Source organism: Paenibacillus sp. JJ1683, from assembly GCF_053006485.1.
The window spans coordinates 4,204,610-4,217,279 of the sequence record NZ_CM129820.1 but is presented as its reverse complement, the minus strand read 5'-3'; the positions used below and the strand labels follow the sequence as shown (position 1 = coordinate 4,217,279).

Annotated in this window: 10 protein-coding genes; 9 read left to right on the top strand and 1 reads right to left on the bottom strand. The window is 45.9% G+C overall.

The genetic code is table 11. The features are described 5' to 3' along the window. Nucleotides 1-17 precede the first annotated feature (17 nt). The 5 genes from ACUC6J_RS18025 (at nt 18) to ACUC6J_RS18005 (ending at nt 5,763) form a co-directional block, all read left to right on the top strand. A complete protein-coding gene (locus tag ACUC6J_RS18025; protein WP_447249233.1) occupies nt 18-2,669 on the top strand; it encodes a molecular chaperone in 2,652 nt (883 codons plus the stop codon). 62 nt (nt 2,670-2,731) lie between these two features. Then, the gene (locus ACUC6J_RS18020) at nt 2,732-3,244 is read left to right on the top strand and encodes an RDD family protein (protein ID WP_017426761.1); all 513 of its coding nucleotides are present in this window, start codon (nt 2,732-2,734) and stop codon (nt 3,242-3,244) included. 58 nt (nt 3,245-3,302) lie between these two features. Further along, the gene (locus ACUC6J_RS18015; RefSeq protein WP_447249232.1) at nt 3,303-3,458 is read left to right on the top strand and encodes a hypothetical protein; all 156 of its coding nucleotides are present in this window, start codon (nt 3,303-3,305) and stop codon (nt 3,456-3,458) included. A gap of 17 nt (nt 3,459-3,475) precedes the next feature. Continuing rightward, nucleotides 3,476-4,252, top strand: coding sequence for a DNA and RNA helicase (locus ACUC6J_RS18010; protein WP_447249231.1), 777 nt, complete (start codon nt 3,476-3,478; stop codon nt 4,250-4,252). A gap of 578 nt (nt 4,253-4,830) precedes the next feature. After that, entirely contained in the window at nt 4,831-5,763 is a 933-nt protein-coding gene (locus ACUC6J_RS18005; RefSeq protein ID WP_447250306.1) for a DUF2167 domain-containing protein, read from the top strand. A gap of 146 nt (nt 5,764-5,909) precedes the next feature. Here ACUC6J_RS18005 and ACUC6J_RS18000 read toward each other — a convergent pair whose 3' ends face one another. Beyond that, nucleotides 5,910-6,941, bottom strand: a complete 1,032-nt coding sequence (locus tag ACUC6J_RS18000; RefSeq protein WP_447249230.1) for a PocR ligand-binding domain-containing protein — start codon at nt 6,939-6,941, stop codon at nt 5,910-5,912. A gap of 189 nt (nt 6,942-7,130) precedes the next feature. Between ACUC6J_RS18000 and ACUC6J_RS17995 the strand changes: the two genes are divergently transcribed. The 4 genes from ACUC6J_RS17995 to ACUC6J_RS17980 all read left to right on the top strand — a co-directional run bounded on the left by ACUC6J_RS17995 (nt 7,131) and on the right by ACUC6J_RS17980 (nt 12,503). Then, nucleotides 7,131-8,264: a glycerol dehydrogenase gene (locus ACUC6J_RS17995; protein ID WP_016818681.1), complete on the top strand. Its 1,134-nt coding sequence runs from the start codon at nt 7,131-7,133 to the stop codon at nt 8,262-8,264. A gap of 1 nt (nt 8,265) precedes the next feature. After that, nucleotides 8,266-10,026 (top strand): dihydroxyacetone kinase subunit DhaK, encoded by a 1,761-nt coding sequence (gene dhaK / locus ACUC6J_RS17990; protein ID WP_016818682.1) that lies wholly within the window; start codon nt 8,266-8,268, stop codon nt 10,024-10,026. Between the two features lie 164 nt (nt 10,027-10,190). Continuing rightward, nucleotides 10,191-10,442 carry a hypothetical protein gene (locus tag ACUC6J_RS17985; protein WP_013372537.1) on the top strand — a complete coding sequence of 84 codons (252 nt, stop codon included), beginning with the start codon at nt 10,191-10,193 and terminating at the stop codon, nt 10,440-10,442. Between the two features lie 441 nt (nt 10,443-10,883). Then, nucleotides 10,884-12,503, top strand: a complete 1,620-nt coding sequence (locus ACUC6J_RS17980; RefSeq protein ID WP_019688272.1) for a cellulase family glycosylhydrolase — start codon at nt 10,884-10,886, stop codon at nt 12,501-12,503. Nucleotides 12,504-12,670: the final 167 nt, after the last annotated feature.

Below are 12,670 nucleotides of genomic sequence, written 5' to 3'. Positions count from 1 at the left end.
GAAAGGACATGTGAACGATGAACGGACCCTATACATACAGGTTGCTAGACCCGCTCACCGATCGAAAAAGCGCTCGCTTCACAACCAAATACACGCGGGCGGAATTGGAGCAAATGACGACCTTTCAATTGCGCGGGATATGTGATAAAGAGCGACTGGTCGAGGGCTTTGCGAATCGTCTGGCACGTGAAGAATTGATTCGCGTAATTTTGCGATTTCGAAGCGCGGAGGAGCATCTACTCATTACCAGACCAAATCCTGACGGTTTTGAACGTATGCAATTGGCACTACAGCGCAACTGGAATGACCGCCCGCAGGAGAACGGCGGTATCCGGGTTCCCGCCAAAATCACGCTGTATCAGGGTGTGCGCACAGGTCGCATGGATAACTATCGGATCGAATCCGATTTGCCTTGGCTGAGCTCATCTAATGTGCTGCTGGTGAATGCGACAGGGGAATTATGTGGTGTTTTAAATTTGGTGAAGGATGAGGGACGAACAGGCGTATATTATCTTTCTCGTCACCGCGATGCTGAACTACGAGAGACGTCCAATCATAGCTATAGCTTGCTGTTTCTGCGAAGACAGGAGTCAGAATATTTTTATAACCTCTACTATGGAGATAAGCCGATGCTACCGCTGAAACTTCAGGGTCATCGAATCCCGGTGGCAGAGCTGATCATTCGGGGCACGGAAACAACCGATGCGGTACTGGCGATTGATTTTGGCACCTCGAACACCACGGCAGGTGCTTATTTGGATAGTTCCTACGTTACGGCCCCTGATACAGGGATGAGCAGCACAGTAAGGCTGGACGCTATCAATTATGTGTCATTCCCTGGTCCAGAAGGTACGGAAGGCGACTGGATCGAAGTGCTGCCGACCGCCATTCGCGTCGCGGACTGCTCCAATCCCGAGCACATCGTTTATGTATTTGGGGAGGAGGCACTACGTGGAAGTGATGTGGCAGGCAGCCGTGCTACGGTATTGCGGGGGATTAAACGTTGGGTCAATGACTATAAGCGAATCGAAGAATTAATGGATTCTGAGGGGAATACAGCAACCGCTTCCCGCAGCGATATTTTAGCGGCGTTTATCCGTTATGTGATTGCTACAGCCGAGCAGCAATTTAAGTGTCGGTTTCGCAATTTACACTTTTCTGCTCCTGTCAAGCTGCAGCCCCAGTTTATTGAGATGTTTAGCGATATTTTGCCTGATTACCGGATTGAAGCGGAGGATGCGCTGGACGAAGGGCTGGCAGTGCTGTACAACACGTTGGCAGACCAGATGGAACGAGGAACTTTTGCAGACGGTGAGGAGTATCAGGCACTTGTCATTGATTGTGGTGGGGGCACGACAGATTTGTCTTCCTGCCGCTTCCGGATTGAAGATGGGCGTATTGCCTACAAGCTGGATATTCACACAACGTATGAAAATGGGGATACCAATTTTGGCGGAAATAATCTGACCTATCGGATTATGCAGTTTATGAAAATTGTATTTGCAGGTTATTATGCTGCTGAGACGCGTTTGCCTGACACTGATATTGATGCTCTGATCGGCATTCCTTCGGGAGATTTGTACCGTCATGTGGATGAGTTTGGGGTAGATGCTGTATACGCAGGGCTGGAGGAACGCTATCGTGAGGCAGAGGCGATCTTGCCTACCGCGTTCAAACGGTATGAGCATGCTACACGGGATGAATATCAACGGGTACTGAGTAATTTTCATCTGTTGTGGAGTGCGGCAGAAAATATGAAAAAGGAATTTTTTCTACGTACGGGGATATTGCGCAGCCGCTTTGAATCCGAGCAGGTATTATCTGCTGAAAGCGACCTGAACATTGCCGTAATGGATCGTTGGCTGGTTTCGGTCATTGAGAATGGACGGTTCCGTGATGAATATGGTCTACCTGATGTAGTGTTTAATATTCGTGAAGTACAGCAGCTACTTAAGGCAGATATCTACAATATTGTGCGCAAGTTTCTGGATGATTTTTATTTGGAGGGACGCTTGCAGGATTATTCGATTATCAAGCTAACCGGGCAGTCCTGCCGGATTGACGTGTTCCGCGAAGCACTCAAGGAATTTGTACCGGGGCGCAGTATTGAGTTTCGACAAAAGGCAGAAGACCTGAGCCGAGTACCTGAGTTGAAAATGGCCTGTCTGCGCGGGGCTATCCGTTACCTGAACGCTAAAAAAATGGGAACCATTGAGCCTGTCATTACCAATCATATTCCAGCGATTCCGTATACGGTCAGCGCATGGACGCATACGGGGCGTGAGAAGGAACTGATTGCGAGTTTGGAAAGCAATCGGGTACGCGGTTCTATATCCCGGCCGTCTCAAGCGGTCGAAGTGGAATTTTTCCTGACGGCCAACGGGGGCAAGCTTCGTCAGCGCCATGTGTACCGCAGTCGGCCAGATGCTTTTGAACCCATGCCGTATGAGGAAATCGAAGAGCTGTACGGCCGGGATATCCCGCAGGATGATACGGACTCCATTCGCAATGAGGAAACGAAATATTTTGTTTTTGTCGGGGATAGTCGTTGGGGCTTTTACGTGGTGCCGATTACTCGCCGTGATGAATTGCTGTATCTGGGTCCGAAGCGCTTTTTTGCCTTCGAAAATGATCTCTCCGAGCTGGATTTCTTTGACGGCACGAAATAATAAATTAAGGATTTTGCAAAATGCAGAAATCAGAAAAGCACACAACACATGGAGGGAATAACATGCTGTATGCAGGTTTTTGGAAACGAACTTTGGCCTATATCATTGACAGCCTTATTTTAGGATTTGTATTTATGGTTATCGGACTGGTCTGGATCATCATTCAGGCCATTGGAGATTGGGTGCCATCTCCGGCAGAAACCTCTATGCTGACAGACGGGCCGACTGCTATTTTTACTATGCAATTATTAGGACAAACTTTGATGAATTTGGGGGCTTCATGGTTGTATTTTGCGATCATGGAATCGTCCAAATGCAGAGCTACGGTGGGCAAGCTGGCTCTTGGTATCGTTGTAGTAGATGAATTTAACCAAAAGCTGAGCTTTGGACGTGCGAGTGCCCGCTACTGGAGTAAAATTGTATCGAGTATCATTTTGTGGATCGGTTTTATTATGGCAGGCTTTACAGCTAGAAAACAGGCTCTTCACGATCTGATTGCACGTACCTATGTTGTGGACAAGCGCGAGCTGAATTATATACTGCGCGAGCAGGCTGGGCGCGGAGCCGGGATGTAAAGTATAAATAGATTCTAAGATGATAATGAATCGTAGTCTTCAATCAGGGGGGAGCATGATGGATATACGCAAATTTTTAGAAAAGAATTTTCGTCGATTTTCTGCATTACTTGGAGTAAGTAAAGCTCCACCCACCACCGATGATGGAGTTATTGTTCCGCCTCCTGCGCCTGGTGTGAATCGGCTATCTGTTCCCTTAAATAAAGAAGAATAGAGAAAGGAGGAAACCCCATGTTAACGCATATCGTTCCAAAGTTTGAAAAAGGTCGCATTCTCAAAACCGAGATGCTGGAAAATCTGCGGGATTACCCCCGTAGCTTTCTGGATATCCGGTATCAGGATTATTCGGATGGTATTATTACCGGAATGAATGTGACCGTCGGGAAACATGCGCTGACCGTAGGCAGAGGCATTGTAAAGCATAAAAATAGATTATACCTGCTGGAGCAAGAGCAGGAAGTTTCATATGTGGCTACGGGGCGGCTATCGGTGTTGAAGCTGCTCTTTTTGGAACAAACCGATCGCCCGGATTTCACCGTGCATCATGCAGATATTGTGCTAGAGGCCGAGGCTGAGATCGGATTGGATGAACTGGAGTTGGGCCGATTCAAACTCAAAGATGGAGCCGTGCTTCGCTCCAATTATCAGGATTTTGCTGATATGGCTACTGAATTCAATACATGGAGTGATATTCATGTCCCGTTTGCGGGGTTGTATCAAAGTACATTACGTCCAGAAACGTTGCGCTACTTTGCATCCGAGCTGCTCAAAAGCGGTACGAACGATCCGATGGATTGTATGTTTGCTATGATGTGCCTGAACCTGGAGGCTGTGGACAGAGAATCTATCCAGCATTATATTGCGAACCGAAGTGGTGCGGAATATAAGGAATATTCACATGCTCAGCTCCATAGGCAGCTAGTGCTGATTTTGGAAGGAGCCAGACGGGGGAAGCGCACAACAGGCCGCTGGCAGGGCGGTGGTGCTGGACGGATGATTGTGGATTAGAACATCAGATAGAGGAGTGGAGTGTTCATCCCCTCTATCTTTACTTCTGTGCTCCAGCATTTGTTAAATCAATCCGGTGTAAGCCTATACATTTTTTTAAATAAAAAAGATGACATATGTATAAAAACAGGCATAAAGTCACTAAGACTATAGTCGCTTGTTTGGTGAAGTATGCATTCCTTAATCTGCTGAAATTCGACATTTTATAGGCTAGATGGATGTGCTCGAGACTAAGCTATAAGTCAACGGAGTTGTCAAATCAAGGGATACGTCCTTTAAGAAATTATAAGTGAGAGAGACTTGAACGGATAAGTTGCAGCGATTGCGCAATTGTGCTTGTCCATGATGAGTCTTTTTATATCGCTCCTCCATACATTGTAAAACCAGTCCGATTAGAGTAGAAAATTTGCATACATATGTATAAAAATGAGTATTAAGTCGTGGAAACGCCCTTTGCTACGGTGAATTGACAAAATATAAAGCAGTGGCTAATATGGTTGGGAACACGGGAGATATTGGAATTTATAAAGGGGCAATGAGTTTTGAATAAGAGACTAGATAACAGATGTAACTACAAAATGAGATGGGGGCAAACGATTTTGGGAGCGCTGTTGGCGCTTAGTCTGGTGTTACTCAGTGGAGGAAATGCGTGGGCTTCATCCAGTGAACAGTTAAAATGGATTGAGGGTGGCCGAAAGGTAGACCTGGGAAATGTAGCTGCGGTTGATTTAGACTCATCTCTTCTTTTTTTGGATGCGGCTAACACTGCGAAGGTAAGCGAGATGAATCACGAAAAGCCATCTGGCAAGGAAATTGGGAGTATATTTCCGAAGGATGAAAATCAAAATTGGGAAGTTGTTTTTGAATACTATGAACTTGGACATATCAAGGATGATGAAAAAGAAGACATCGATGCAGATGCCATTCTAGATAGTTATAAAGAGGGTACGGAAGAGAGTAACAAGGAAAAAGAGGAAAGTGATCGTCTGTATGTTACAGGCTGGGATGTGGAGCCTTTTTATAATGAAACGACCCATAATTTAACCTGGTCTATGCTGGCGGAAGATGGGAACAAGGAAAAGCTGATTAATTATAATGTTCGTGTGCTCACTCGTCAGGGTTATATCTCTGCCATATTAGTGTCCGATCCTGCACATTTGGACGCGGATAAGAAGTTCTTGAATGAGAAAATATTACCCAAGCTGACAGTCAAATCAGGTGAGCGATACGAAGATTTTAATGCTTCAACGGACAAAATTTCTGAGTATGGCCTGACCGGACTAATTTTGGGAGGGGCCGGCTTGGCAGTAGCTAAAAAGGTAGGCTTGTTAGCATTAATCCTTGCTTTTATTAAGGGCGCGGGAGTTAAGGTGCTTGTCCTCATTGGTGCTGCTTGTGTAGGTGTGTTTGGTGTGATAGGCAAGTTTTTTGCCAAATTATTTCGCAAGAAAAAGTCAGAATCTATGCACAATGAAACGAATGCTCAGGATCAGTCAGAAACATTACAGTAGCTCTAAAGAAACACGCCATAATATAATTACTAACAAAAAGGTCAGGCAGCCTGATCAGTACACACTGAAGAGGTAGCATGGGCAAGAACATTATGAACAGATGATCATGGTAATGATAGACCCATGAATCATCTGTTTTTTTATATTTATCCCTTGTAATACTTTCGGTATACCGCGGGTGTTGTGCCTTCATATTTTTTGAATATTTTAATAAAATACCCTGGCTCATTAAAGCCGAGCTCACTACTGATCTGGGATACAGGGATATCTGTAGCTTCGAGCAGCTGCTTCGCCCATTTCATCTTTAAGCGGGCAAGATAGCTGGAAAAGTTCTCACCCGTTTCCTTCGCAAACAGCCGACTAAAATAACTCGGACTAATGTGACACAAGTCAGCCATGGCTTTTAGAGAGAAAGTTTCACCTTTGTGCTCATAAATATATTCAAAGGCGGGTTTGAGTACAGGATTTCCGCACGGAATATCCTCATCCCCTGAGGAGTTCAGATAGGCATCTGCTAAGAAATTATTCATTTCTTTCTTAAGGCTTTCGATATGCTTCATCGAGTAGCCAGGAAGGATATCAGACAATTGCGGACTGGACTGTATGGCCGAAGCCTTTTCGAACATTTCCGCGAGAAGATTTTTGTTCATTGCTTCTTCAACAATATAATTACACAATAAGGATAACATGTTGGAGATCATCTGAACTTCCTGATAGGTCATCGTCGGCAGATCGGCATAGTAGTCCTTAAGTTCCTCCCATTTGGAGCTGTACAGTTTTTCATTTTTTGATGTGAGGATTTGTTCCAGCTGTAAAGCGTTCGAAGGATCGGCTAGGCGAACCTGACCTGCCATGACGGCGCCAATGTACTTATCGTCGATAATGATTGGTACCGCGATGTCAACGATGTCATAATGACAGAGATAAATATAAGGTTTGTTGGAACGCACCGCTTCAAGTCCACCACGAGAGTCACATTTCTGGCAGTAGGGAAGGAGATTCTCATCTTGGCGAACCTTCTTGCAGAACGATTGACATTGGCTGTGACTAGTTACGGGATTCCCTCTATAATCGACGGTGAGAATGGCTAATTTGGTAACGGATGCTAATGAATCCTGCAACTGCTCCCACTTTTTCAAATCAAAGATTTTCTGGATGCTCAAATGTTCACGTATCAAGATTCTCATCCCTTAATAGTAAATTATCCTGTAAGCAACAACAAAAAAGTACAATTCACATGCTTCAGTGCAAAAAAATACGATTGCAGATTATAATATATTCCTTGATTCCTCCGATGTAAAGTTCACATGGTTCGTTTATAGTTTTAATCAGAACGAAACCAACACCATTAAAGGGAGGAATTATAGATGAGAAAAGCTTTTATCAGCCCAAGCAAATATGTACAAGGTGAAAACGAATTGTTGAATTTGGGTTACTATGTGAGTACCTTTGGCAAATCTGCTTTACTGATCGCGCATCCAGCCGATGTGGAGCGGGTGAAAGATAAGCTTGATTCCACTACGGAAAAGTATAACGTAACCTTTATTGAAAGCGGTTTTATGGGTGAGTGCTCCAGACAAGAAGTGTCTAGACTCCAAGAAATCGCCACTGCGAATGGATGTGATTGCATCGTTGGTCTCGGCGGCGGCAAAGCGATTGACGCGGCGAAATGTGTAGCGCAAGGGGAAGCGCTTATCATCTGTCCGACGATTGCTGCGACGGATGCGCCGACAAGTCACTCGGCCGTTCTTTATACTCCAGAAGGCGCATTCGACGATTACGCCTATTTTAAACAAAGCCCGAGTGTCGTATTAGTTGACACCACTGTAATTGCCAATGCACCAACCCGATTCCTCGTATCAGGTATGGGTGATGCACTATCGACATACTTTGAAGCCCGTGCGACCTCTCGCTCTTACTCCAGGGTCAACGCTGGACTGCCTAATGGAGTACGCGAGGGACAGTGTGCGCCAGCCGTAGGTACGAATGCGGCGTTGGCACTTGCAACGTTATGCTATGAAATGCTCTTAAAAGACGGTGCCAAAGCAAAAGCGGCATGCGATGAAAATCATGTTACACAAGCACTCGAAAATATCATTGAAACTAATATTTTACTCTCAGGTCTTGGCTTCGAAAGCGGCGGACTTGCTGCGGCCCATGCGATTCATGATGGACTCACCATTCTGGAAGGCACGCATCACTATTACCATGGAGAAAAAGTCGCGTTCGGTACGATCGCACAGCTGGTGCTCGAAAACGCACCGACGGAAGAATTACATCAGGTACTGGATTTCTGTTTAACCATCGGTTTGCCGGTCTGCTTGGCCGATATCGGTGTCGATCATATCAGCCAGGAAGAACTCATGGAAGTAGCTGCTAAAGCCTGCATTGAGGAGGAATCGATTCATGCCATGCCGTTTCCGATCACGGTAGAGCAAGTTGCAGCGGCAATTGCCGCGGCCGACCGGATCGGCAGCCAGTACAAAGCGGAGGTAAAATAGCATGAAAAAGGTCATCAACCGTACGGAAAATTTGGTTCTTGAGATGTGCAGTGGTATCGCGCTCGCGCATCCCGAGTTGGAATTTCTACCAAAATATAAAGTGCTCAAGAAAAAGGAACTGAACACGGAGAAAGTAACGCTCATCAGCGGTGGTGGCAGCGGACACGAGCCCGCTCACGCCGGCTTTGTCGGCAAGGGGATGCTCGATGCGGCGGTCTGCGGTGATGTTTTTGCCTCTCCTTCGCAAATTCAAGTGTATCAGGCCATCCGAGCAACAGCTGGGAAAAAAGGCACACTGCTGATTATCAAAAACTACAGCGGCGATATCATGAACTTTAGAAACGGCGCTCATCTGGCTGCTGAAGATGGTTTGGAAGTGGACTATGTAAAGGTCGAAGACGACATCGCTGTAGAAGACAGTCTATATACGGTCGGACGGCGCGGTGTAGCGGGCACGGTACTTGTGCATAAGATCGCGGGTGCAGCGGCAGAAGAGGGGCGTAGTTTGGCAGAAGTCAAAGCAGTGGCGGAGAAAGCCGCTGCGAATGTACGCAGTATCGGATTTGCATTGACGTCGTGCACCGTGCCGGCGAAGGGCTCGCCAACGTTTGAGCTCGGGCCTGATGAAATCGAATACGGCGTTGGTATTCACGGCGAGCCTGGAATCAGACGCGAGAAGCTGACAGATGCGGATACGCTGGCACGCAGAATGGTAACCGACCTCCTTCGAGACATGCAGATCGAAAACGGATTCAGCGGAGAAATTGCACTGCTGATCAATGGTTTTGGCGGTACGCCTCTGCAAGAACTGTATCTTTTCAATTATGCGGTCACTCGCGAACTAGCAGCGAAGGGAATCAAGATCAATCGAGCTTTCGTCAACAATTATATGACAAGTATCGATATGGCGGGCATCTCAGTTTCAATCATGAAGCTGGACGACGAACTGCAAACCTTACTTTCCCATGAAAGCAACACGCCTGCGTTCAAGGTGTCTGGACCTGCTGATCAAGTCGTGTTCACAGATCTATCAACTGTAGCAGACGAAAATCGGCAAGTATCTTTCGAGGTGGAAACTGCCCCTGCTTTTGCAGTTATTGAGGATAACAAGATTACGTTGAACAATCTGATATACCTGGTTGACAAAATGAGTGAGGTTATCATCAAGAATGAGGTGCCTTTCTGCGATCTTGATTCTCATGCAGGCGATGGCGACTTTGGCATGAGTGTTGCCAAGGGGTTCCGTCAGCTGAAACGGGAATGGAGCGACATCCTACACCAAGATTCCTTGACGATGGGAAGCTTTCTCCATTCATGCTCGCTCGTCATCATGGAATACTGCGGTGGGGCTTCGGGTCCGATCTGGGGCTCAGCATTTCGCGCGGCAGCACGATCTGCGGGTGAACGAAGCGAACTGACCATTGCCGAATTCGCAGATATGATGCAGGCTGCGGTGCAAGGCATACAATCGACAGGTGAACGTTCTTTCGGTAGAGGAGCCGTCGTGGGTGATAAAACGCTTATTGATGCATTAGTGCCATGTGCGGATAGCTGGGTAGAGAGCGCGAAATCAAATGTTGACGTGAAGGAAGCCTTTGTGCGAGGTGCTCAAGCCGCTGTCCTAGGGGCCAAAAAGACAGAAAACATCGTGGCGCGTATGGGACGTGCTGGAGCGGTCGGAGAGAGAAGCCTTGGTTATCCAGACGCGGGGGCTTATGCGCTTGGAGTGATTTTTACGGAGCTTGCTGAATGTTTGAACTAATTCGCTAATTCTTAAAAATTCAAGGTTTGTTCATTGCAATTGGGATGTATTAGGTTTATAATTTCAGACGGATTCAAAAGGCTTATCCCTGGATCCGTGGGAGTTCATCCCATCTGAGCAAGCATACTTGCATGCTCAAATAAGAATTAAGCGAGGGATTTACAATGAAAACCTGCTGCACCATCCAAGTTGACGAAGACAGTTTAGTTATTGATTTGCCAGAAGAAGGAACCACGCTAGAGTCCCTGCTCGGTGATATTGAGAGTTGTGGAGGCAGTGAAGAACCTTGGCTACAACTTATAGACAAGGTAATGGGTAACTCATCTGAGACTGTACTGACAGATCAAGCGACGGATGGCGGCGATATGAACGAAGATCAGGCAACCCAAGAACCTCAAGCTGCCGCTAAGGGGTAATAAGGACATCATACGTTAAGACGATATTGTTAACATTATCCGATCATATACAAGATCATGATAAGACTGCTGTACCGAGCCTAGGCATCGGGAAGCAGTCTTTTTTTAAGTTAAAGAGTTGCAATTAAGACTCTTTTTAACCTGTTAACCAGCCAAAATTGGCCAAATTTTTCAATAGCTAAATGAGACTTTTGTCCCTTCAGTACTCTACAGTAGCCAACTAAGGGGTACATATCCCAAAACCGTGACTTCTTATTCATTTTCTGACATAAAGTCGAAATGTAACATGTAACTAACTATAATAGTAGTAACATCCATATACAGGTAAGTGACATCGAAGGTTGGACCTGATCCTTTTATTGTATGAAGGAAGGGGCGAAAAAGCGGAGAACAACGTACTGATAAGTCTCATCTATTTTATTAAAAGGAAGGAATGTGTAAATGATGAACAGGCAATGGATCCTGCCAAGGATCGCAAAAAGAGTAGCAGTACTGCTAACAGCAGTGTTGCTATTAACGTTAACGAATGGGTTTAACTGGAATGCGTCAACAGCAGAGGCGGCCGGGACGACCCCTGTGGAACGTTACGGACAACTTTCAGTAAAGAGCGGTAAACTGGTGGATAAAAATGGACAGCCTGTACAGCTCAAGGGCATTAGTTCTCATGGCGTGCAATGGTTTGGAGATCTGGTGAATCAGGACACTATGAAATGGTTGCGGGACGATTGGGGCATTTCCGTGTTTCGAGTTGCGTTGTACACTGAAGAAAACGGTTATATTGCCAATCCTTCATTGAAAAATAAAGTGAAGGAAGCCATTGAGGCAGCACAGAAATTGGGTCTGTACGTCATTATTGACTGGCACATTCTCTCAGATGGCGATCCGAACATTCATAAAAATGAAGCCAAAGCTTTCTTTAATGAATTTTCCACTAAGTATGGTCATTTGCCTAACGTAATCTATGAACTTGCTAATGAGCCGAATGGGAATGTGAACTGGAACAATCAAATTCGACCTTATGCATCCGAGGTATCTCAGGTTATTCGAGCTAAGGACCCGGATAATATTATTATTGTAGGAACAGGTACCTGGAGTCAGGATGTACATGATGCAGCAGACCATCCACTTCCAGACAAAAATACAATGTATACCGTGCATTTCTATGCGGGAACACATGGACAATATTTGCGCGATCGGGTTGATTATGCACTGAACAAGGGTGTAGGCATTTTTGCTACCGAGTGGGGGACAAGCGACGCTTCGGGTAACGGTGGCCCTTTCCTGAATGAATCCAAAGTATGGACTGACTTTCTGGCTAGCCGTAAAATCAGTTGGGCCAATTGGTCGCTTGCTGACAAAAATGAGACCTCGGCTGCGCTGTTGCCTGGCGCCGATCGCAAGGGTGGATGGCCTGATTCACAATTAACAGCTTCCGGCAAATTCGTAAAACAGGCAATTCTGGAAGGCTCCAGCAGTTATGGTGGAGGAGGAAGTAACGGCGGAAATACCGGCGGAAACGGCAACAATGGCGGTAGTAACGATGGTGGAAATAGCGGTGGAAACAATGGTAACGATCACAGTGGAAGTACACCAGGCGGTAATAATGAAGGGATCGTGCTTCAATATCGCACCGATGATACGAATGCCAAGGATAATGCGATCCGACCTCAATTTAATATCAAAAATACGGGTAAAACAGCTGTGAAGCTGAGTGATCTGAAAATTCGCTACTATTATACAGATGAGAGCAAACAAGCTCAGCAGTTTTTTGTAGACTGGGCCAAGATTGGCAACGAAAAGGTAAAAGCGACTTTTGTAACATTGCCAAAGCCGAAGGTCAAGGCAGATAAATATGTAGAAATTTCTTTCACAGATGGAGCAGGAACGATTCAGCCCGGCGGCGAAACCGGGGAAATTCAATCCCGTATTCATGCTGCAAATTGGAGCAACTTTGATGAGACCAACGATTACTCCTATGGTGCTACCCAAACAGCATTCGCAGACTGGGACCATGGCACCGTATATCAGCAAGGTAAGCTGGTATGGGGTATAGAACCCTAGAAATTCAGCCATGACAAACTTGGCTGGAGTGAGTAAAGAGATGGGACTTTTGGTTGCACTCTTTTGAAGAAATGAAGTATAGCTTATGCGCCTTTGGTATATGGATGATGGAACTTTAGAAGTAAACAACTTATACTTTAGTTCCGATGGATATACTACTAAAGTAC

Bases quoted from the DNA above. Each gene is read 5' to 3' on its own strand.
- ACUC6J_RS18010 (WP_447249231.1), top strand. From the start codon at position 3,476: ATGTTAACGCATATCGTTCCAAAGTTTGAAAAAGGTCGCATTCTCAAA.
- ACUC6J_RS18025 (WP_447249233.1), top strand. From the start codon at position 18: ATGAACGGACCCTATACATACAGGTTGCTAGACCCGCTCACCGATCGA.
- ACUC6J_RS18020 (WP_017426761.1), top strand. From the start codon at position 2,732: ATGCTGTATGCAGGTTTTTGGAAACGAACTTTGGCCTATATCATTGAC.
- ACUC6J_RS17985 (WP_013372537.1), top strand. From the start codon at position 10,191: ATGAAAACCTGCTGCACCATCCAAGTTGACGAAGACAGTTTAGTTATT.
- ACUC6J_RS18015 (WP_447249232.1), top strand. From the start codon at position 3,303: ATGGATATACGCAAATTTTTAGAAAAGAATTTTCGTCGATTTTCTGCA.
- ACUC6J_RS17980 (WP_019688272.1), top strand. From the start codon at position 10,884: ATGATGAACAGGCAATGGATCCTGCCAAGGATCGCAAAAAGAGTAGCA.
- ACUC6J_RS17995 (WP_016818681.1), top strand. From the start codon at position 7,131: ATGAGAAAAGCTTTTATCAGCCCAAGCAAATATGTACAAGGTGAAAAC.
- dhaK (WP_016818682.1), top strand. From the start codon at position 8,266: ATGAAAAAGGTCATCAACCGTACGGAAAATTTGGTTCTTGAGATGTGC.
- ACUC6J_RS18005 (WP_447250306.1), top strand. From the start codon at position 4,831: ATGAGATGGGGGCAAACGATTTTGGGAGCGCTGTTGGCGCTTAGTCTG.